General features: G+C 73.6%; 22 protein-coding genes. 8 read left to right on the top strand and 14 right to left on the bottom strand.

The features are described from left to right. On the bottom strand, positions 1-936 hold the full coding sequence (locus tag ACNYC2_RS11490; RefSeq protein WP_419707144.1) for a TIGR03619 family F420-dependent LLM class oxidoreductase: 936 nt from the start codon (positions 934-936) through the stop codon (positions 1-3). Between ACNYC2_RS11490 and ACNYC2_RS11485 the strand changes: the two genes are divergently transcribed. Beyond that, entirely contained in the window at positions 926-1,399 is a 474-nt protein-coding gene (locus ACNYC2_RS11485) for a hypothetical protein (RefSeq protein WP_419707143.1), read from the top strand. The two genes, ACNYC2_RS11490 and ACNYC2_RS11485, sit on opposite strands and share 11 nt — an antisense overlap. Positions 1,400-1,413: 14 nt before the next feature. On the opposite strand, the gene ACNYC2_RS11480 is transcribed toward ACNYC2_RS11485, so the two are convergent. After that, positions 1,414-2,046: a TetR family transcriptional regulator gene (locus ACNYC2_RS11480; protein WP_419707142.1), complete on the bottom strand. Its 633-nt coding sequence runs from the start codon at positions 2,044-2,046 to the stop codon at positions 1,414-1,416. A gap of 65 nt (positions 2,047-2,111) precedes the next feature. Here ACNYC2_RS11480 and ACNYC2_RS11475 point away from each other — a divergent pair, with 65 nt between their 5' ends. Next, positions 2,112-2,960, top strand: coding sequence for an SDR family NAD(P)-dependent oxidoreductase (locus ACNYC2_RS11475; protein ID WP_419707141.1), 849 nt, complete (start codon positions 2,112-2,114; stop codon positions 2,958-2,960). A 16-nt stretch (positions 2,961-2,976) separates the two neighbouring features. Here ACNYC2_RS11475 and ACNYC2_RS11470 read toward each other — a convergent pair whose 3' ends face one another. Both ACNYC2_RS11470 and ACNYC2_RS11465 read right to left on the bottom strand, forming a co-directional pair. Then, entirely contained in the window at positions 2,977-3,417 is a 441-nt protein-coding gene (locus ACNYC2_RS11470) for an ACT domain-containing protein (protein ID WP_419707140.1), read from the bottom strand. Further along, on the bottom strand, positions 3,414-3,887 hold the full coding sequence (locus tag ACNYC2_RS11465) for an OsmC family protein (protein ID WP_419707139.1): 474 nt from the start codon (positions 3,885-3,887) through the stop codon (positions 3,414-3,416). Before ACNYC2_RS11465 ends, ACNYC2_RS11470 begins: the two co-directional genes overlap by 4 nt. 64 nt (positions 3,888-3,951) lie before the next feature. Between ACNYC2_RS11465 and ACNYC2_RS11460 the strand changes: the two genes are divergently transcribed. After that, on the top strand, positions 3,952-4,665 hold the full coding sequence (locus tag ACNYC2_RS11460) for an ArsR/SmtB family transcription factor (RefSeq protein WP_419707138.1): 714 nt from the start codon (positions 3,952-3,954) through the stop codon (positions 4,663-4,665). Between the two features lie 4 nt (positions 4,666-4,669). Here the strand turns inward: ACNYC2_RS11460 and ACNYC2_RS11455 are convergent, their stop codons facing one another. Continuing rightward, positions 4,670-5,425 (bottom strand): hypothetical protein, encoded by a 756-nt coding sequence (locus ACNYC2_RS11455; protein ID WP_419707137.1) that lies wholly within the window; start codon positions 5,423-5,425, stop codon positions 4,670-4,672. 73 nt (positions 5,426-5,498) lie between these two features. After that, positions 5,499-5,906: a winged helix-turn-helix transcriptional regulator gene (locus tag ACNYC2_RS11450; protein WP_419707136.1), complete on the bottom strand. Its 408-nt coding sequence runs from the start codon at positions 5,904-5,906 to the stop codon at positions 5,499-5,501. A 91-nt stretch (positions 5,907-5,997) separates the two neighbouring features. Here ACNYC2_RS11450 and ACNYC2_RS11445 point away from each other — a divergent pair, with 91 nt between their 5' ends. Together ACNYC2_RS11445 and ACNYC2_RS11440 are read left to right on the top strand one after the other, a co-directional pair. Further along, positions 5,998-6,855 carry an SDR family oxidoreductase gene (locus ACNYC2_RS11445; RefSeq protein ID WP_419707135.1) on the top strand — a complete coding sequence of 286 codons (858 nt, stop codon included), beginning with the start codon at positions 5,998-6,000 and terminating at the stop codon, positions 6,853-6,855. A gap of 109 nt (positions 6,856-6,964) precedes the next feature. Beyond that, entirely contained in the window at positions 6,965-7,978 is a 1,014-nt protein-coding gene (locus ACNYC2_RS11440; protein ID WP_419707134.1) for a zinc-dependent alcohol dehydrogenase family protein, read from the top strand. A 118-nt stretch (positions 7,979-8,096) separates the two neighbouring features. Here the strand turns inward: ACNYC2_RS11440 and ACNYC2_RS11435 are convergent, their stop codons facing one another. Next, entirely contained in the window at positions 8,097-8,501 is a 405-nt protein-coding gene (locus ACNYC2_RS11435; protein ID WP_419707133.1) for a RidA family protein, read from the bottom strand. 141 nt (positions 8,502-8,642) lie between these two features. Here ACNYC2_RS11435 and ACNYC2_RS11430 point away from each other — a divergent pair, with 141 nt between their 5' ends. Further along, a complete protein-coding gene (locus ACNYC2_RS11430) occupies positions 8,643-9,308 on the top strand; it encodes a TetR/AcrR family transcriptional regulator (protein ID WP_419707132.1) in 666 nt (221 codons plus the stop codon). Between the two features lie 7 nt (positions 9,309-9,315). Here the strand turns inward: ACNYC2_RS11430 and ACNYC2_RS11425 are convergent, their stop codons facing one another. The 3 genes from ACNYC2_RS11425 to ACNYC2_RS11415 are packed head-to-tail and all read right to left on the bottom strand — an operon-like array spanning position 9,316 to position 12,225. Then, the gene (locus ACNYC2_RS11425; RefSeq protein ID WP_419707131.1) at positions 9,316-11,034 is read right to left on the bottom strand and encodes a SulP family inorganic anion transporter; all 1,719 of its coding nucleotides are present in this window, start codon (positions 11,032-11,034) and stop codon (positions 9,316-9,318) included. Next, positions 11,031-11,474 (bottom strand): ArsR/SmtB family transcription factor, encoded by a 444-nt coding sequence (locus ACNYC2_RS11420; protein WP_419707130.1) that lies wholly within the window; start codon positions 11,472-11,474, stop codon positions 11,031-11,033. Before ACNYC2_RS11420 ends, ACNYC2_RS11425 begins: the two co-directional genes overlap by 4 nt. Positions 11,475-11,517: 43 nt before the next feature. Further along, positions 11,518-12,225, bottom strand: coding sequence for a FadR/GntR family transcriptional regulator (locus tag ACNYC2_RS11415; protein ID WP_419707129.1), 708 nt, complete (start codon positions 12,223-12,225; stop codon positions 11,518-11,520). A 189-nt stretch (positions 12,226-12,414) separates the two neighbouring features. Between ACNYC2_RS11415 and ACNYC2_RS11410 the strand changes: the two genes are divergently transcribed. Together ACNYC2_RS11410 and ACNYC2_RS11405 are read left to right on the top strand one after the other, a co-directional pair. Further along, positions 12,415-13,068 carry a gluconokinase gene (locus ACNYC2_RS11410; protein ID WP_419707128.1) on the top strand — a complete coding sequence of 218 codons (654 nt, stop codon included), beginning with the start codon at positions 12,415-12,417 and terminating at the stop codon, positions 13,066-13,068. Next, positions 13,068-14,519 (top strand): gluconate:H+ symporter, encoded by a 1,452-nt coding sequence (locus tag ACNYC2_RS11405; RefSeq protein ID WP_419707127.1) that lies wholly within the window; start codon positions 13,068-13,070, stop codon positions 14,517-14,519. Before ACNYC2_RS11410 ends, ACNYC2_RS11405 begins: the two co-directional genes overlap by 1 nt. Positions 14,520-14,541: 22 nt before the next feature. On the opposite strand, the gene ACNYC2_RS11400 is transcribed toward ACNYC2_RS11405, so the two are convergent. From ACNYC2_RS11400 to ACNYC2_RS11385, 4 genes are all read right to left on the bottom strand, one after another. Continuing rightward, a complete protein-coding gene (locus tag ACNYC2_RS11400; protein WP_419707126.1) occupies positions 14,542-15,537 on the bottom strand; it encodes a hypothetical protein in 996 nt (331 codons plus the stop codon). A 41-nt stretch (positions 15,538-15,578) separates the two neighbouring features. Beyond that, positions 15,579-16,550, bottom strand: coding sequence for an alpha/beta hydrolase (locus tag ACNYC2_RS11395; RefSeq protein WP_419707125.1), 972 nt, complete (start codon positions 16,548-16,550; stop codon positions 15,579-15,581). 130 nt (positions 16,551-16,680) lie between these two features. After that, entirely contained in the window at positions 16,681-17,334 is a 654-nt protein-coding gene (locus tag ACNYC2_RS11390; RefSeq protein ID WP_419707124.1) for a response regulator, read from the bottom strand. Position 17,335: 1 nt separating this feature from the next. Beyond that, positions 17,336-18,727: a sensor domain-containing protein gene (locus ACNYC2_RS11385; RefSeq protein WP_419707123.1), complete on the bottom strand. Its 1,392-nt coding sequence runs from the start codon at positions 18,725-18,727 to the stop codon at positions 17,336-17,338.

Here is an 18,727-nt window from a genome sequence, read left to right as displayed (position 1 = left end):
TCAGCGCGCGGCCAGCTCGTTCGCGAGCGCCGTCATCCGCGCCGCGGTGCCCTCGTGCTCCCCGAAGTGCACGGCGAGCTGGGCGGCCCCGGCCTCACGGTAGGCGACGGCGGCGTCCGCCACCCGCTCCACCGGCGTGCTGCCGTCCCATTCGATGCGGAGCGCGGGGACGACGGCGCGGTCGCCGGCCAGCCCGGCGAGCACACCTGCACGCTCGGCGAACGCGGCCGGGTCGGCGGGGATCCCCTGCCAGACGTCGCCGTAGCGGGCGGCGCGGCGGAGCGCGGCGTCGCTGTTCCCGCCCACCATGATCGGCACGTTGCCGTCGAGTATCGGCGCGAACACACCTTCCTCGTAGGAGAACCGCCGGCCCTCGTACGGCGCCGCCCCACCGGAGAACAGGTGCCGGAGCAGCGCGAGCATGTCGTCGGTGACGGCGCCGCGGTGCGCGTAGTCCGCCCCGACGGCGTCGAACTCGGGCACGTTCCAGCCGACGCCGACGCCGAGGACCACCCGGCCACCGGAGAGCTGGTGCAGGGTGGCGACCTGCTTGGCGAGCACGAACGGGTCCCGCAACGGCGCGACCAGCACCGAGGTGCCGAACCGCAGGTGCTCGGTGACCGCCGTGAGGTGCCCGATGGTCACCAGCGGCTCGTGGACGCCGCCGAAGGTGGCGCCGTACTCGCCGGGCGGCAGCACGTGGTCGGGTAGCCACGCCGTCGTGTACCCGAGGTCCTCGGCCGTCCGGGCCAGGTCGACGAGCGTGCGGGCCGGCATCGTCGGAAACTCGTTGGGCAGCACTACCTGAAGCTCCATGCCCTGGCGGACCGGCACGGCGGTGGCTGCATTCCCGCCCTGCTTCCCACCCGGCCGCGGCGAGGCGAGCGGACTTCTCAACGACGCCCCGTCGTGGTTGGCTTCGGCCGTGGAAATCATCGTGACCAGCGTCGTCGCCGTCCTCGGAACGCTGCTCGGCTCGCTCGCGACGCACTACTTCCAGCGGCGGAACCGGGCCGACGCCGAGCGCTTTGCGCGGGGCGAGCGCCTGCGCCAGGAGCGGGTCAGCGCGTACACCACGTACGGCGGCGCGCTCGTCAGCCTGCGCCGGGCGCAGATCGACCGCTGGTACGCGGAGCACGAGGGGCGCCGGCACGCCGACCCCGAGGAGTTCCGCTACGAGACCTACCGGCTGCGCACGGCTGCGCTCGAGGCGATGTTCCGGGTCCAGCTCGTCACGGAGTCCCGGCAGCTGATCGGGCTCGCGCAGCAGGCGATCGACAGCGTCGACCGGGTGAAGCTGCGTACCCCGGCAGAGGAGTTCAAGGACGCCCGCGACGTGTCCCGGCAGCACATCTTCGACTTCGTCGAGGCGGCGCGCAAGCACGTCGACGTGGCGTAGGACGCGCGGCGGCGTCAGGCAGGTTCCCGCGGCCCCACCGCGGCCATCGCCCGGTCGACGAGCACCGCCATCGTCTGCGTCGCGCCGCCCGCAAGCCAGGCGTGCTCCGCGGCCAGGACGCAGCCCAGCGCGGCCGCGACGACGGCGCGCGGCGCCGGGTCGTCCGCGGCCCACGGCTTGCCAGCGGCGTCGGCGCGCTCCCGCACGACCAGCTCCGCCGCGCTCTCGACCCGCTCGATCTTCTCCAGGTACTTCGCGCGCAGGCCCGGCGTCTCGAGGATGATGCGCTGCATCGGCGCCGCGAGACCGACGTTCCCCGCATGGTCGAGGTGCGCGATCATCCCGTCGAACGAGTGCCGCAGGGCGGTCCAGACCGGTTCGTCCGCGGGCCGTTCGCGCAGCGCCGCGAGCACCTCGTCCCCCACCACGTCGAGCTTCCCGAGCACCACGTCCTCGCGGGTCGAGAAGTACCGGTAGAGGGTGCGGCGCGACATCCCGACGGCCTCGGCGATGTGCCCGATCGTCGTCGCCTCGTAGCCGCGCTCGACGAACAGCCGCTCCGCGGCCTCGGTGATCTCCTTCTGGATCGCCCGGCGGGTGCGTTCCCGGAGGCCGGTGCGTGCCTGGTCGGTGTGCGCCTGGTCCATGCTGCGAGAGATTACACGATGTGTCGCTGTTGACACACTGTGCCACTGACTACATGCTGTGCAATATGGACACCACCTCCCCCAAGATCATCGTCATCACGGGCGCGAGCGACGGGATCGGCGCCGCCGCGGCCCGGCTGCTCAGCGCCGCCGGCCACCGCGTCGCCGTCGTCGGGCGTTCACCGGAGAAGACCGCCCACGTCGCCCGTGAGGTCGGCGGGGAGCACTTCGTCGCCGACTTCACGAACCTCGCCGACGTGCGTCGCCTGGCCGCCGAGCTCGACGCCGCCTACCCGCGCATCGACGTCCTCGCGAACAACGCCGGCGGCATCCTCGGGGGCGACCGCTCCAAGACCCTCGACGGCCACGAGCGGACCCTCCAGGTCAACCACCTCGCGCCGTTCCTCCTGACCAGCCTGCTCCTGGACAGGCTCCTCGCGAGCCGCGCCACCGTGATCCAGACGTCGAGCGTGGGCGCCCGGCTCTTCGGGCACCTCGACCTCGACGACCTGGGCCACGACCGGGACTTCACCCCGCACCGCGCGTACGGCACGGCGAAGCTCGAGAACATCCTGTTCACCACCGAGCTGCACCGGCGGTTCCACGATCAGGGGCTGTCGTCGGTGGCGTTCCACCCGGGCGGCGTCGCGACCAACTTCGGCGCCGAGAGCACCAGCTTCTTCCGGCCGCTCTACCAGAGCCGGATCGGCAAGATGGTCCTGGCCACCCCGGAGAAGGGCGCATCGCAGCTGGTCCGGTTCGCGCAGACGGAGCCCGGTGCCGGCTGGCAGCCGGGCGCGTACTACGAGGGCGGCCGGGTCGCCCGCCGCGTCAACCCCCAGGCGCGCGACGCCGACCTGGCCCGCCGCCTGTGGGACCGTTCGGCGGAGCTGGTGGGGGTCGACGCCCGCTGAGCCCAGGCCGCGCCCCTCATCGGCCGCCTGCGCGCTGCCCGCGGGCGGTGAGCCGGGCGCTCCCCCACCGTGCCACGACGTCCCGGCAGGCGGGCGCGTCCTCGTCGGCGACCAGGAGCACCAGGTTGCCGACGTGGTCGCTGTACTGGACCAGCACGTTGACCCCCGCGTCGCCCAGCCGGCGGGCGAGCGTACCGAGCTGGCCGGGCACCTCCTGGTCCAGCCGCGCGAGTACCACGTCGCGCACCACCGCCGGGCCCAGCCCGGCCGCGCGGACCGCCGCGAGCGCGCGGGCGCCGTCATGCACGAGGTAGTGCGCCACCGCGTGGCCGTCGTGGGTGAACACGCCACCACCCTCCAGGCTCACGCCCGCCTCGCCGAGCGCCTGGCCGAGGTCGGCGAGGGCTCCCGGACGGTCGGGCAGGTGGACCTCGAGGTCGTGGGTCGCGGCGCTCACCGGAAGGCCACCGTCATGCCGACCTCGACGGGCACCGCGAGCGAGCTGGCGACGTAGCAGGAGTGGTGGGCCTGCTCGGCCAGACGGTGCACGGCGGCCTCGTCCGTCCCCGCCGCGACCGTGACGGTCACCGCCAGGTGGATCGGCCCGAGCCGGGCCGGTGCGGCGGTGAGGTCGAGGTGGCTGGTCGCCTCGTCCTCGTAGGCGAGCACGTCGACGCCGGAGCGCGCGGCCGCCCCGAGGAAGGACAGCATCTGGCAAGACGACGCCGCCATCACCACGAGCTGCTCCGGGTTGAGCCGGTCGGGGTCGCCGCGGAAGGCCGAGTCGGCGCTCAGCGCGACCACGGCGGTGGCCGGCGCCGCGACCGCCACGTGGTCGCGGGAGTAGGAGCGGACGCCGTCGCCGGTGGAGCCGGACCAGCGCAGGCGGGTGAGGTAGGGATGCGTGACAGCAGTCGGACGGGTCATGCCGGGACCGTAGGTCCCCGAAGCTTCGGTGGACGCCGAAATGTCCCGGCCGTACCGTCGGCCCATGACCAGGGACCGCGACTTCACCGCCCTGGGCCGGGCACTGTCCACCCCGGCCCGGTCCACGTTCCTGAACCTGCTCATGGACGGCACGAGGCGGCCGGCGGGCGAGCTCGCCCAGGCCGCCGGGGTGAGCGCGTCGACCGCGTCCGAGCACCTGGGCGTCCTGGTCGACGCCGGTCTGGTCACTCGCGAGAGCCGCGGCCGGCACCGCTACTACGCGCTCGCCGGCCCGGAGGTGGCCGGCGCGCTGGAGTCGCTCGGCATGGTCGCCGACGCCGCGCCCGTCTCGGGGTACCGCCGCAGCCGGCGCGCGGAGTACCTGGCGGCGGCCCGGTTCTGCTACGACCACCTGGCGGGCCGGCTCGGCACCGCCCTGACCGACGCCTGGATCCGGGCGGGCTGGCTCGCGGGCCGCGACGAGCTCGCCCTGACGGACCCGGGCGCCGTCGGCCTGCGCGAGCTCGGGGTGGACGTCGACGGAGCCGTCGCCGCCCGCCGGCCCACCACGAGGGCGTGCCTGGACTGGACCGAACGGCGTCCCCACCTGGCGGGCGCGCTCGGCTCGGCGGTCGGCACGCGGTTCCTGGAGGCCGGCTGGGTCGTCAGGCACCGCTCGGGCCGTGGCCTGGACGTCACCGGAGCGGGCCGCGACATGGTCCGCGATCTATGGGGCATCGACCTGGCCGACGCCGATCCGGGTCACCAGGCACGCTGAGACGTCAGTCGGTCTCGCGGGCGCCGCGGCCCGCGCCGCCGGTCCACCGGCGACGGAACCAGCCCTCCCAGGTGAGGCCGCCGAACCGCTCGCCCGCGGCGATGAGGTCCGCGAACGAGTGGTAGCCGCCGGGCAGGCCCACGCGCAACCGCACCGGGGGCAGGCCGGGCAGCGGTGCGGGGTCCGTGGCTCGGTACCGCTTGAGGCGGGGCAGCTCGAGCAGGGTCTCCTCGCGCATCGGCACGATCTCCACCGCGATGCCCCGCTTGTCGGTGATGCGCAGCGCACCGTAGAGCCGGTCCTTGAGCCAGCCGCTCAGCTTCGCCTTGAGGTGGGCCGCGGGTCCGCCGATGGTCGGCAGCTCCGGCGGCATCTCGTACGCCAGGCCGACCCGGGCTGCCTGCGTCCACCGGACCAGGTCCCACGAGGTGCCGTGCCAGAACCAGATCCCCGCCGCGTCGACGACGACGCCGCGGGGCCGGGTGACGCGCCAGAAGTTCGCGATGAAGATGAACAGGACGCACAGCCCGCCGAACAGGAGCCCGAAGAAGCCGGCTATCGCCTTGGCGACGGGGTCAGGGTCGGTCACCACCGCGTAGCCGCAGGCCCACCCGAGCGGCCCGGTCAGCAGGATGCCGACGACCAGGGTGATCGCGCCGAGCCGTCCGAGATCGAGCCGGTGCGCGTCCGGCGAGAAGACCGGTTCGGCGGCCGGCGTCGGGCCGCCCTGCGCCGGGCCCATCATGTCCTGGTTCGTCACCCGCGCGATCGTAGCGGCTGGACCGGTCCCGCGGGCCGCCACCGCCCGGCGCAGCGGCCCGAACGCCGAACCGCTACGCGCGCTCCTCGCCGGGCTCCGCAGCAGGCTGCCCGAGGGCGCCCTCGGCAGCCGCGCCCTCGAGGAGGTCCGCGAGGGCTCGCAGCTTCTTCGCCACACCCTCGCCGAGCGGCGTCAGCGCGTACTCGACGCGCGGCGGGATGGTCGTGACGACGTCACGCGTCACCATGCCGTCCCGTTCGAGCGCCTGCAGCGTCTGGGACAGCATCTTCTCGCTGACACCCTGGACCCGTCGGCGCAGTGCGTTGAAACGGTAGCTCCCCTCGCCGAGCGCGAGCAGCGCGAGTGAGGCCCACTTGGAGGTGACGACCTCGAACGCGGCGCGCGAGTCGCAGTCGCGCGCGAAGACGTCAGCCACCAGCTCCTGCGCGGGGCTGTCGGATCCCAGGTCGGTGATGCTCACGGACCCAGGGTACCGCGCACGGCGGGAATGTGGTGTACTTTCGATTCGTTAGTGCTACCTGCTAGCAACTACCCGAGCAATGGAGAGCGTTATGACCACCTACGCCGTCACTGGAGCCACCGGCGGCCTCGGCCACCTCGTCGTCGAGGAGCTCCTCTCCCGCGGTGTTCCCGCCTCGGACGTCGTCGCGATCGTCCGCACGCCCAGCAAGGCCGCGGACCTCGCGGAGCTCGGCGTCGAGGTCCGCGAGGGCGACTACGCCCGGCCCGAGACCCTTCCCGCCGCACTGGCCGGGGTGGACCGCCTGCTGCTCGTCTCCGCGAGCGAGCCGGGCACGCGCGTCGCGCTGCACAGCGCGGTGATCGACGCCGCGAAGGCCGCCGGCGTGGAGCGCATCGCCTACACGGGGATCCTCAAGGCGGGCAACACCTCCAACCCGCTCGCGGGCGAGCACGAGGGCACCGAGGGTGCGCTGCGCGCGTCCGGCGTCCCGATCAGCATCCTGCGCAACGGCTGGTACTACGAGAACTACACGTCGCAGCTGGGCCAGTACCTCGAGCGGGGCGAGATCGCCGGCGCCACCGGGGACGGCAAGATCTCGGGTGCCGCACGCGCCGACTACGCCGCCGCCGCCGCGGGTGCGCTGCTGAGCGACGAGGGCGCCGAGGTCGTCCACGAGCTGGGCGGCCCGACGTTCACCCTCGCCGACCTCGCCGCGACGATCAGCGACGTCACCGGCACCAAGGTGGCCTACCGCGACCTGTCGGTCGAGGAGTTCCAGGCCGAGCTGCAGCAGGTCGGGCTCGACGCCGGCACGGCCGGCTTCGTCGCGGGCCTCGACGCCTCCATCGCCGCGGGCGACCTGGAGACCGACAGCGACGCCCTGACCCGCCTGATGGGCCGTCCGGCCACGCCGCTCGCCGACGCGGTCCGCGCCGCGCACGCCTGACCGGCGTCGGCAGTGACCTGGCTGCGGCCCCGTCGTCAACGGCGGGGCCGCAGCCAGACAGGTAACGGTGGACCCTCCCTCATCCCCGCGGTACGTGTTGAATGGGCACATGCGAGGAGCAATCATTCATGCGCCCGGTGACGTCCGCTTCGAGGAGCGGCCCGACCCCGTCATCGTGGAACCCACCGACGCCGTCATCCGGACCGTCGCCGCCTGCGTGTGCGGCTCGGACCTGTGGCGCTACCGCGGCATCTCCCAGGTCAAGCGGCCGACGCCGATCGGGCACGAGTACGTGGGCGTCGTCGAGCAGGTCGGTACCGCGGTCACGACCGTCCAGCCCGGTGACTTCGTCGTCGGCGGGTTCCTGCACAGCGACAACACCTGTGCCGTGTGCCGCAAGGGCATGCAGGCCAACTGCCTGCACGGGGGCGGCTTCGACGGCTGCCAGGCCGAGAAGATCCGCATCCCGAACGCGGACGGCACCCTGATCGCCACGCCCGGCGAGCCGGACGCCGACCTGATCCCGAGCCTGCTGAGCCTCTCCGACGTGATGTGCACGGGCTGGCACGCGGCAGTCTCCGCCGGCGTCGGACCGGGTTCGAGCGTCGTGGTGGTCGGCGACGGCGCCGTCGGGCTGAGCGGTGTGCTCGCCGCGGCGCAGCTCGGCGCGACGACGATCATCGCCATGAGCCGGCACGAGTCCCGCCAGAAGGTGGCGAAGGAGTTCGGCGCCACCCACGTCGTCGCCGAGCGAGGCGAGGAGGGGCTCGCCAAGGTCCTCGAGCTGACCGAGGGCATCGGCGCGGACGCCGTGCTGGAGTGCGTGGGCACCGAGGAGGCACGCGCGCAGTCGGTGGGCCTCGTGCGCCCCGGCGGGATGATCGGCCTGGTCGGCGTCCCGCACGGGGACCTGCCCACCGACACGCTGTTCTGGGGCAACAAGGGCGTCCGCGGCGGGGTCGCCCCCGTGCGCGAGTACCTTCCGCACCTGCTGGACCTGGTGTGGAAGCGTGAGATCGACCCGGGCAAGGTCTTCGACCTCACCCTGCCGCTGGCCGACGTGGCCGAGGCCTACCGCGCGATGGACGAGCGGCGCGCCATCAAGGTGCTGCTCCAGAATTGATCCGGGACTGTCCCGGCCGGCCCGCCGGCCGCCAGAGATGACCATGCACTTCCTGCCAGGATCCGGCCCGGTCTGGCAGGAAGCGCATGGTCATCTCGCGGCAGTGGCGGACGGCGGGTCAGCCCGCGAGCGCCGCCGTCAGGTCGACCTCGACGAGCTGACCGGGGAACCCGAGGGCGGCGACCCCCAGGAGGGTGCTCGTGGTGGTGAAGGCCTGCGCGAGCGGGCCTTCGTTGAGCCGCTGCCAGACGGCGGACAGGTCGGCCCGCTCGCCGCTCGCCACGTAGATGACGGAGCGGACGACGTCGCTCGGCGTCGCTCCGGCGGCCGACAGGGCGGCCAGGGCGTTGGTCACGACCTGGTCCGTCTGCGCCAGGAGGTCGCCGGGCCCGACGAGGGTGGCGGACTCGTCGAGCGGGCACTGGCCCGCGAGGTAGGCGGTCCGGCCTGATTCGACGATGGTCACGTGGTGGTAGCCCGGTGTGGGGTGCAGACCCTCGGGCTGCACTCGGTTGATATGCATCGTCGGAGTGTCGCAAGGCGCCGGGTGTCGTGCGATCTTTTTCGGCGGGCCGGAGCCCCGGTGCCTGTCCCGATGTCGGCCAGCCGTGGGAGCATGGTCGCGCGAGTGGAACACCCCGTCCGTTTCGGCGAAGCGAGAGACATGACCGAGCACCAGTCCGAGGCCGCGGGGACGACCGTCGCCGCGCCCACCGCGCACGAGCTGCGCTCCGACGCCCGCGACAACCGCGACCGCATCCTCCAGGTGGCGCGCACGATCTTCGCGGAGGAGGGCATCGACGTCCCGATGCGGGAGGTGGCCCGCCGCGCCGGCGTCGGCCCGGCGACGCTGTACCGGCGGTTCCCGACCAAGGAGGCGCTGGTCACCGAGACGTTCCGGGAGCAGATGGCGGCCTGCAACGCGCTGGTCGACGCCGCCGTCGCCGACCCGGACCCGTGGCGCGGGCTGCGTACGGTGATCGAGCAGGTGTCCGCCATGCACGCCGAGGACCGCGGCTTCACCGCCGCGTTCGTCTCGGCGTTCCCCCAGGCCGTCGACTTCGCCCAGGAGCGCAGCCGGGCCCTGCGGGCGCTGTCCGGGCTGATCCGGCGGGCCAAGGACGCGGGCGGTCTGCGCCGCGACTTCGTGCTGGACGACCTCGTCATGCTGATCATGGCCAACTCCGGCATCAGGGCGACCTCCCGCGAGGCGGTGGTGGCCGCCTCGCGCCGGTTCGTGGCGCTGCAGCTGCGGTCCATCAGCGCGCGGCCGGACGACGGCCCGCTGCCGCCCGCCGTCCGCCTCCCGCTGCTGGCAGCGCTGCGCTGACTCCTGGTCAGCGACGCCCGTCGAGCTGCGGTACGTCGATGCCCTGCGCGGCGCGGCGCACGTGGGAGCGGCCGTGTGCGACGGCGTCCCCCAGCGTGCTGAAGAGGTGGTTCTCGTGCCTGAGCTCGTCCAGCACGCCGACCGTGGTCATGAGCTTGCGGTGCCGGGGCTGCACGCCCTTGACCAGGACCGTGATGCCGCGCTGCTCGAGTGCCGCGACGAGCTCGGCGAGGGCTCGCGCTCCCGTGGCGTCGACCATGCCGAGCTGGGACAGGCGCAGGATGACGACCAGGACGTTCTCGCGTACCGAGGTGTCGGTGACCTCCCCGAGGATCCGGTCGGACGCCCCGAAGAACATGGCGCCGTCCAGCCGGAACAGCGCGATGTGCTCGTCCCCCTCGTGCGCGACGCCGGGGAGCGGCTCGCGGTGCACGGACGAGGCACGGGCCAGGCGTCGCAGAGCGAAGAACGCCGCGACGACCAGCCCGATCTGGACGGCCTCGATGAGGTCGAACGTCACCGTGATGACTGCCGTGACGACGAACGTGGCGGCATCGGACCGGGTCGAGCGCAGCACGGACCGGATGGTGCGCGCGCCGATCATGCGGAACGAGGTGACCATGAGGACGCCCGCGAGCGCGGCGAGCGGGATGCGGCTCACGGGTCCGGTCGCCAGGTAGATGACGGCGAGGATCACCAGTGCGTGCACGACGGCGGCCAGGCGGGTGCGCGCCCCGGAACGCACGTTGACCGCCGTGCGCGCGATGGCGCCCGTGGCGGGCATGCCGCCGAACACCCCGGAGGCGACGGACGCGAGGCCCTGCCCGACCAGCTCGCGGTCGGGTTCGTAGACCGAGCCGCCGGGGGACATCGACGCGGCGACCCGCGCGGACAGCAGCGACTCGATGGCGGCCAGGGCCGCGACAGCGACGGCAGCGCCGAGCAGGTCTCCGACGGCGGCCACGCTGACGCCGGGCAGGACCGGGACGGGGAGGGTGTCGGGCAGGGCGCCGATGTGGGCGACCGGCGCTCCCGTGGCCTCGGCGAGCGCCGTCGCGACCACGACGGCCACCAGGGAGGCGGGGATCGCGCCGTGCAGGCGGGGCAGGACGAGCATGATCGCGGCGACGAGCACCACGATCGCGAGCGACCAGAGCGTGGTCGCGTCCAGGGCGAGGGCGTCGAGGGCACCGGCCGCCTCCGCGACCGTGCGCAGCGCGGTCAGGAGGGTGTTGCCACCAGGGACCGCGTCCTGTCCGACGGCGGCGGGGACCTGCTGCAGGAAGATGATCGCGGCGATCCCGAGCGTGAACCCCTCGACCACCGGCCACGGGATGAACGTGACCGTCCGCCCGAGCCGCAGCAACCCGGCGGCCAGGACGATCAGCCCGCCGAGCACCGTGACCAGGGCGACGGAGGCGATTCCGTGCTCGGCGACGACGGGCGCGAGCACGACCGCCATGGCACCCGTCGGGCCGGACACCTGGAACCGGGACCCGCCGAACACCGCCGCGACGACCCCCGCGACGACGGCGGTCACCAGGCCCGCGGCCGGCCCGACGCCGGAGCTCACGCCGAACGCGAGCGCGAGCGGCAGTGCGACGACGCCCACGGTCAGCCCGGCGAGCAGGTCGGCGCCGACCGTCCGGAGCCGCAGCTCGTAGTCGTCGCGCCGCGGGAGCAGGTCGCGTACGTCCAGCCGGGCGAGCGCGCCGCGTAGGGTCACCGCTGCACCGGCTCGGCCGGAGCAGGCTCGATCGGAGCCAGCTCCGTGAGCGCCGCCTCCAGGACCGCGCGAGCACTCGCCCCGGGCAGAGCGGGCAGGTGGCGCGCGGTGGCGAGCCGGCCGTCGTCGGCGTCGAGGCCGGCGAGGCGCCGCAGCAGGAAGGCGCGCGCGACCACGAGCAGCTCGGCGACGAGCGGTTCGGCGAGCCGGTAGTGGACGGCGTTGCCCGAGCGGCTCGACTCGACGACGCCCACGCGCTTGAGGACGGCGAGATGCTGGGACAGCGCGGACGGTTCGGCGCCGGTCACCCCCAGCAGCCGCGAGACCGGCGCCGCCAGGCCCGGCTCGGCGGCGAGCACCTCGAGCACCTGGATGCGGACCGGATGGGCCAGGCTCTTGAAGAGCTCCGCCTTGATCGCGTAGAGCGGCTGCGTGTCCACCCCATGACTTTAGCAGTTGCTGAAACCACCGGAGTTGGAGCGGTCAGGGCTTGAGCGCCCGGCTCTCGCCGAGCGCGCCGCGCACCTCGCGCACGATCCGCGCCATCGCCTCCTCGGCGGCAGGGCCGTCGCCCCGGGCCACCGCGGCGGCGACCGCCTCGTGCGCGTCGAGTGCCTCCGGCTCGGGGTAGGCGGGCATCAGGCCAAGGTGGGTGCGTCCGGAGATGACGACGGCGACGACGTCGGCGAGCGCGCTGAACAGCTCGTTGCCGCTGGAGCGCAGGAGGAGCTCGTGCATCTCGATGTCCAGCGCCAGGAACTCCTCGCCGTCGCCCTTGCCCGCCTCGCCGAGCTCGCGCATCCGGCGCGCGATACCGACCAGCTCGTCGCGGACGGCGGCGGTGGCCGCGCGTGCGGTGCAGGCGGCGGCGAGCGGCTCGACCGCCTGGCGCAGCTCGGTGAGCGAACGCAGCTGCGACGCGCGGCCAGGCCCGGCCAGCCGCCACTCGATGACCCGGGGGTCGAGCACGTTCCACGCGTCGTGCGGCAGGACGACGATGCCGACGCGCGGCCCGGAACGAACCAGCCCGAGCCCTTCGAGGAGCCGCATCGCCTCCCGCGCCACGGTGCGCGACACCCCGAACTCCGCCCCGATCCCGTCCAGCGTCAGCGACGCCCCGGCAGGCAGCCCGCCTGCGGTGATGCGACGGCCCAGGGCGTCGAGGACGGGGCCGTGCAGCACTGGGGACATCCTCCAAGACTAGAGCGCTCCGCGGCCAGGCCGGGTGCGGCGCTCGTGAGCGGCGGCGACAGGGCCGTCGTCCGCTGCCGAAGTAGAGCGCCTGTCCGGACACACGCTCTACTTCACACATGCTCTACTTCGCCTATTGGTGACATTAATCACGCGTTAATGGTGTCATCAATGGGTGAGGATAGGGAGATGGACACAGACGTCACCGAGACAGCGAAGTTCTCGGCCCAGCCAACCAGCGGGCCGCTCAGTAGCGGAACAGCCACCAGCGGGACGGACCGCACACCCCGGGCGATCGTCGTCATGGGCGTGGCCGGATCGGGCAAGACGACGGTCGCGGCCCTCCTGGCCGGCCGGCTCGGCGCGTCGTTCGCCGAGGGAGACGACTTCCACTCCCCCGCGAACGTCGCCAAGATGGCCGCCGGGCACCCCCTGGTGGACGACGACCGCTGGCCGTGGCTGAACGGGATCCGCGACTGGTTCGCCAAGGAGCTCGCGGCGGGCCGGAGCGCCGTCGTGCCGTGCAGCGCCCTGCGCCGCAGCTACCGCGACCTGCTGGAGACCGCCGGCGACGGCACGGCGGGCACCGTGCAGTTCGTGCACCTCACCGGCTCCTACGACCTGCTGCGCGAGCGCATCCAGGGGCGGGCCGGGCACTTCATGAAGCCCGAGATGCTCGACAGCCAGCTCGCCGCCCTCGAACCCCTCGCGGACGACGAGCCCGGGTTCGCCGTCGACGTCACCCCGCGGCCGGACCAGATCGTCGAGGAGGCCCTCCGCCTGCTCGGCGAGCCCGCCGACGCACCTGCCACCGAAACCAGCACCGAGCACGAGGACCACTGATGTTCCACACCACCACCCTGCTCGCCCAGGGCGCAGCAGCCGCACTCCCCCAGGCCGCGGCAGCGGCCGAGCCGACCGCCTCGACGCCGCAGCTCGTCATCGCCGCCGTCGCCGGGATCGCCGTCATCATCGTGCTCATCGTCTGGCTCAAGGTGCACCCGTTCCTGGCCCTCGTGCTCGGGTCCGGCGTGCTCGCGGTCACGGCGGGCATCGGCCTCACCGACACGTTCACCAGCTTCTCCGCGGGCCTCGGGTCCACGGTCGCCGGCGTCGGCGTGCTCATCGCGCTCGGCGCGATCATCGGCAAGCTGCTCATCGACTCGGGCGGCGCCGACCGCATAGTCGACACGATCCTCGACAGGACGCCCGCGAAGCGGCTCCCCTGGGCCATGGCGCTCATCGCGTTCGTCGTCGGCATCCCCCTGTTCTTCGAGGTGGGCGTCGTGCTGCTCATCCCCGTGGTGATGATCGTGGCGCGCCGCATGCGCACCAACCCCGTGCTGGTCGGCATCCCGGCGCTCGCCGGCCTGTCCGCGCTGCACGGCCTGGTGCCCCCGCACCCGGGCCCGCTCCTGGCCATCGAGGCCCTCGGGGCCGACCTGGGCCTGACGCTCGGGCTCGGCCTGCTCGTCGCGGTCCCGACGGTGATCGTCGCCGGCCCGCTGCTCGCCGTCCCGCTCACCCGCTGGGTGCGGCTCGCGCCGCCCGTCAGCGTCCTGGGTATGTCCGACGGCGACGGCGCACCCGGTGACGGCGGCCCGTCGAACGCCACCGCGGGCCTGCGCAAGCCCACGTTCGGCATGTCCGTGCTGGTCGTGCTGCTGCCCGTGATCCTCATGCTGGCGCGGTCCGTCGTCGAGATCGCGGGCGCCACCGAGACGGGCTACGGGACCGTGCTGGAGTTCCTCGGCGAGCCGCTCGTCGCGCTGCTCCTGACCTCGCTGTTCGCCCTGTTCGCCTTCGGCACCGCCGTCGGGCGCACGCGCCAGCAGCTCGGCGACCTGGTCGGCTCGTCGTTCGCGCCGATCGCCGGCATCCTGCTCATCGTCGGCGCCGGTGGTGGCTTCAAGCAGACCCTCGTGGACTCGGGGGTCGGCGAGGTCATCGCCTCGGGCATCGCGGACGCCGGGATCACCCCGCTGCTGGCCGGCTGGATGGTGGCCGCCCTCATCCGGATCGCCACCGGGTCGGCCACGGTCGCGACGATCACCGCGGCGGGCATCATGGCGCCCCTGGCCGCCGGCCTCGAGCCGACGCACGCCGCCCTGCTCGTGCTCGCCATCGGCGCGGGTTCGGTCTTCCTCTCCCACGTGAACGACGCCGGGTTCTGGCTCGTCAAGGAGTACTTCGGCATGACCGTCGGCCAGACGTTCAAGACGTGGTCGCTCATGGAGTCGGTGCTCTCCGTGGTGGCGCTGCTGGTCGTGCTGCTCCTCGGGGCGTTCGTCTAGCGCCGACGTTGGTCTCGTCAGCTCAGTCGACGAGGCGCAGCAGCAGGCGCGCCAGCCGGAACCGCGCCCGTCCGTCCAGGGACCGCGGGTCGTAGCCGAGGTCGTTCGTCAGGGCGTCGTGGCGTGCCTGAAGCGTCGAGTGGTGCATGCCCAGCGCCGCCGCCGCGGCACGGACGCTCTCGGCCGCCGCGAGCTCGTCGAGCACCGCGCGGGCGCGCGCGTCGAGCCGCGCCAGCGCGACGACGTCCGGCTGCTCGGCGGCGACCGGCTCCAGCGCGCTGACGGCGGACAGCAGGATCCCGAGGGCGGCGGCGTCCACGACGGCGTCGCTCTCGGGAAGAAGCCGCAGCGCGAGGACCGCCGTCCGGAAGGACTCGGGGAGCTCGTCCGCGCGGAGCGGGACGCCCACCCCGGCCGGGCCGGAGACCTCCACGTCCCGGCCGAGGACCACCGCACGCACCAGGCCGCAGGGGGTCGCCACGATCGTCGACGGGGCCACCTCCGCCCGGTACGCGACCGGGTGGGCGACCGGGTGCGCCACCACGCGGACGAGGCGCGCGGGGTCGAGCCGGAGCCGGGACAGCGCGACCCGGCGCTCCTCGACGTCGCGGGCGGCGTCGAGGGCCGTCTCCAGGGAGCTGTCCCGGCGCCCCGGACGGCGCGCCTCGACGAGCTCGACCGCGAGCGCCAGCCGTTCGATGACCATCCCGTCGTTGGCGTGCGGCGAGCCGTCGCGCTCCAGCCAGACCTTTCCGGTGCTGGTGCTGCGCGTCGGCCAGTCGGGCCGAGGGCCGGCGGGCCCGGCGCCCTCGGCGGGCCGACCGCCGTCGGGCCCGATGCGATGGGTCCGCCGGCCGTCGAACGCGCCCACGACCGTCCCGCTGAGCACCGCCGCGCCGCGCAGCAGCGGCTGGAGCCCTACGCCGCCCGCGACCAGCACGTCGAAGTAGGCCACCACCTTGAGGGTCTCGCTGGCCTCGGGATCGAGTGCGGTCAGCCGTCCCACGAGCTCTTGCATAGTTCGCTCCATCGCGCGTGTGGGACAACCCTAGGCGAAGCTCAGGCGCCGAGCGTCCGTGCCACCCAGGCGTCCCGCGCCGCGCGTGCCGACTTGGCCAGCGCGCTGTGCGGCGCCATCATGTCGAAGCCGTGGAACCCGCCGGCCCAGACGTGCAGCTCGGCCTGCACGCCGGCGGCCCAGAGCGCGGTGGCGTAGGCGACGTCCTCGTCGCGGAAGACCTCGGCGCTGCCGCAGTCGATGAACGCGGGCGGCAGCCCGGACAGGTCGGTCGCCCGCGCGGGCGCCGCGTAGATCGAGACGTCGTCGGTGCCGCGCCGGTCGCCCAGGAGCGCCGACCAGCCGGTGACGTTCGAGCCGCGGTCCCAGACACCGATCCCGTCGATCTGCCGGGTGGAGACCGTCTGGTCCCGGTCGTCCAGCATGGGGCAGATCAGCAGCTGTCCGGCCAGGGCGGGGCCGTCCTCGTCGCGGGCGATCAGCGCGGTGCCCGCGGCCAGGCCGCCGCCCGCGCTGCCGCCGGCGATGATCAGGCGGTCCGGGTCGATGCCGAGCTCCTCGGCGTGCTCCGCCGTCCACACGAGGCCCGCGTAGCAGTCCCGGACCGGGTACGGGTCGGGGAACTCCGGCGCGACGCGGTACTCGACGGTGACCACGACGGCGTCGAGGTCGGTGATCCAGTCCAGCATCTGCTCCACGCCGAGGAACCGGCCGGCGAAGATCATCCCGCCGCCGTGCACGTGATAGATCCCCGGCCCGACGCCGGTACGGCCCGTGCGCCGCAGCACGCTGACCACTATCTCGTCGCCCTCGTGCCCGGCGATGGTCACGTCACGGCGTTCGACGTCCGCCTGGGCGATCAGGTCGTCCACGCCCGCGTCGGGCGCGAGAGCACCCTGCCGCATCAGCGGGATCATCTCGGGTGTGAAGGTCGGCGGCATCTGGTCGGCCAGCAGCGTGAGCGCCGCCTCGAGCTCCGGGTCGAACGGGGGCCTCTTCAAGGTCTCGGCCACGAGAACTCCTTCGTTCCATGCTGCGCACCAGGTTGTGCGCGCTCTCCCAGTCTCTGCCCCGGGGTGCGTGGAACACATCCGCCGAACGGTGCCGGCTCGGCGTCGATCCCCCGCCATCCGGCGGGTCCGGTCATCCGCGCAGGTACGCGAGCACCGCCCGGACACGCCGGTGGCCCGCGTCGTCCGTGGCGAGCCCCAGCTTGGCGAACACGTTGCCGATGTGCTTGGCGACGGCCGCGTCGCTCACGACGAGCCGCCGGGCGATCTCCGGGTTCGCCCTGCCCTCCGCCATCAGCGCGAGCACCTCGCGTTCGCGCGGCGTCAGGGTGTCGAGCGGCGACGAGCTCCGGTCGAGCAGCGACCGGACGATCTGCGGGTCGATGACCGTGCCGCCGGCCGCTACGACCTCCAGCGAGGTCATGACATCGCTCACGCGACCGATCCGGTCCTTGAGCAGGTAGCCGATCCCGCCCGAAGAGCCCGCGAGCAGGTCGCGCGCATAGGCGTCGGCGACGTACTGCGACAGCAGCACCACCGGCAGCGCGGGATGGTGGCGCCGGAGCTCCACCGCCGCGTCGATGCCGTCGTTCTGCAGCCGCGGCGGCATGCGGACGTCGGTGATCACCAGGTCGGGCAGCTCGCCGTGGGCACCGTCCGCCAGCACGAGCCGGACCAGCTCGTCGGCGTTGTCGGTCACGTGCACCACCTCGTGCCCCACCCGTTCGAGCAGCCCGACCAGGCCGTCGCGGAGCAGGATCGAGTCCTCGGCCAGCACTATCCGCATGTCACACAGTCTCCGTCACGTTCTGCGGGGCGGACGGCGGCTGGGCTGTTCGCGGCTCGGCCGTTCGCTGCTCGGCCGTTCGCGACTCGGCGTCCGGCGCGGCCGCCCGCGCGCGGGCCGGCAGGAGCAGGCCTACCGTTGTCGGCCCGCCGGGCGGGCTGGCCACCGTCAGACTGCCGCCCGCGGCCTCTGCCCGCTCGCGGAGCCCGACGAGGCCGGTTCCCGAGCCTGCGCCCGAGCTGGCGCCCGACCCGAAGTCGGCCCCGCCGAGGCCGTCGTCGTGCACCCGGACCGTCAGCAGCTCGCCGTCGCGAGCGAGCACCACCCGCGCCCTCCCCGCCTGGCTGTGCCGCGCGACGTTCGTCAGGGCCTCGCTGACGACGAAATAGGCGCAGAGCTCGATCTCTGGGTCGAAGCGGTCCTCGACGGTGCTCGCCAGCACCACCGGGACCGGCATCCGGGAGGTCAGCTCGTGCACGGCCGCCGTCAGGCCGTGGTCGGCGAGCACTCGCGGATGGATGGCGCGGACCGTCGAGCGGAGATCCTCGAGCGCGGCTTCGGCGAGATCGTGGGCGCGACTCAGGTGGCCGTGCAGGCGCCCGACGTCGAGGCCCTCCCGGGCCAGGTCGGCGGCGTCCAGCTCGGCCGAGCCCAGAGCGATCGTCAGCGTCACGAGCTTCTGCTGCACGCCGTCGTGCAGGTCGCGCTCGATGCGCCGCAGATCGCCCTCGAACGACCGGACCAGGCTCGTCCGCGAGGCAGTGAGCCGCTCGATCTGGTGACGCAGCTCGGGGCCGCGCGGCGCCAGGAGAGCCCGCGCCAGGGCCGCCTGCAGGAGCGCGAGCAGGCCGAGGACGTAGCCCATGGCCGGGATGGTGACGATCGCGGCGAGGAACCCGAGGACGACGCCGGACGCGTTGTCGACCCAGGCGGCGTCGCCGTTCATCCAGTACTGGGGAACCGCGAAGACCATGAAGATGGCCCACACGGCGGCTATGTGGGCCGCCGCGGCGGCCCAGCCGATCGGCAGCACGACTGCCACATAAGCCACCTCCCGCCAGGTCGCGGGCTCGCGCAGCCGGAACGCGACGCGGCGGAGCCCGCGGAGCTCGGTCGGCGAGTGCGGGTCCGCGATCTGCGTACCGCCCAGCCGACGCACCCGGCCACGGTCGAGCCGGGCGATCAGCGGGCTGAACATCAGCATGATCGCCAGGAGCACAGCGAATGACCCGAAGGACGTAGGCCACCGCATGGCGCCGCTCATGGCCGTGGCCCCCAGCGGGCTCGCGATGATCGCGGTCAAGGACGTGAACAACCACGCCTGCAGCAGCCACCTCGAGACGAGGTAGCCGGGCTGCCGCAGGGCGGGAGCGAGACGGTCTGGTTGGCGCAT

Origin of the sequence: Promicromonospora sp. NFX87 (assembly GCF_048564965.1) — a bacterium.
Taxonomy (GTDB): Bacteria; Actinomycetota; Actinomycetes; order Actinomycetales; family Cellulomonadaceae; genus Promicromonospora.
Note: the sequence above shows the minus strand (reverse complement) of the source record. Positions and strands in the feature narration are given on the sequence as shown.

What these genes read in the sequence shown, in the direction of transcription:
- ACNYC2_RS11490 (WP_419707144.1), bottom strand. Translation starts at nt 936, where the DNA reads ATGATTTCCACGGCCGAAGCCAACCACGACGGGGCGTCGTTGAGAAGT.
- ACNYC2_RS11480 (WP_419707142.1), bottom strand. Translation starts at nt 2,046, where the DNA reads ATGGACCAGGCGCACACCGACCAGGCACGCACCGGCCTCCGGGAACGC.
- ACNYC2_RS11475 (WP_419707141.1), top strand. Translation starts at nt 2,112, where the DNA reads ATGGACACCACCTCCCCCAAGATCATCGTCATCACGGGCGCGAGCGAC.
- ACNYC2_RS11465 (WP_419707139.1), bottom strand. Translation starts at nt 3,887, where the DNA reads ATGACCCGTCCGACTGCTGTCACGCATCCCTACCTCACCCGCCTGCGC.
- ACNYC2_RS11460 (WP_419707138.1), top strand. Translation starts at nt 3,952, where the DNA reads ATGACCAGGGACCGCGACTTCACCGCCCTGGGCCGGGCACTGTCCACC.
- ACNYC2_RS11445 (WP_419707135.1), top strand. Translation starts at nt 5,998, where the DNA reads ATGACCACCTACGCCGTCACTGGAGCCACCGGCGGCCTCGGCCACCTC.
- ACNYC2_RS11440 (WP_419707134.1), top strand. Translation starts at nt 6,965, where the DNA reads ATGCGAGGAGCAATCATTCATGCGCCCGGTGACGTCCGCTTCGAGGAG.
- ACNYC2_RS11435 (WP_419707133.1), bottom strand. Translation starts at nt 8,501, where the DNA reads ATGCATATCAACCGAGTGCAGCCCGAGGGTCTGCACCCCACACCGGGC.
- ACNYC2_RS11430 (WP_419707132.1), top strand. Translation starts at nt 8,643, where the DNA reads ATGACCGAGCACCAGTCCGAGGCCGCGGGGACGACCGTCGCCGCGCCC.
- ACNYC2_RS11415 (WP_419707129.1), bottom strand. Translation starts at nt 12,225, where the DNA reads ATGTCCCCAGTGCTGCACGGCCCCGTCCTCGACGCCCTGGGCCGTCGC.
- ACNYC2_RS11410 (WP_419707128.1), top strand. Translation starts at nt 12,415, where the DNA reads ATGGACACAGACGTCACCGAGACAGCGAAGTTCTCGGCCCAGCCAACC.
- ACNYC2_RS11405 (WP_419707127.1), top strand. Translation starts at nt 13,068, where the DNA reads ATGTTCCACACCACCACCCTGCTCGCCCAGGGCGCAGCAGCCGCACTC.
- ACNYC2_RS11400 (WP_419707126.1), bottom strand. Translation starts at nt 15,537, where the DNA reads ATGCAAGAGCTCGTGGGACGGCTGACCGCACTCGATCCCGAGGCCAGC.
- ACNYC2_RS11390 (WP_419707124.1), bottom strand. Translation starts at nt 17,334, where the DNA reads ATGCGGATAGTGCTGGCCGAGGACTCGATCCTGCTCCGCGACGGCCTG.
- ACNYC2_RS11385 (WP_419707123.1), bottom strand. Translation starts at nt 18,727, where the DNA reads ATGCGCCAACCAGACCGTCTCGCTCCCGCCCTGCGGCAGCCCGGCTAC.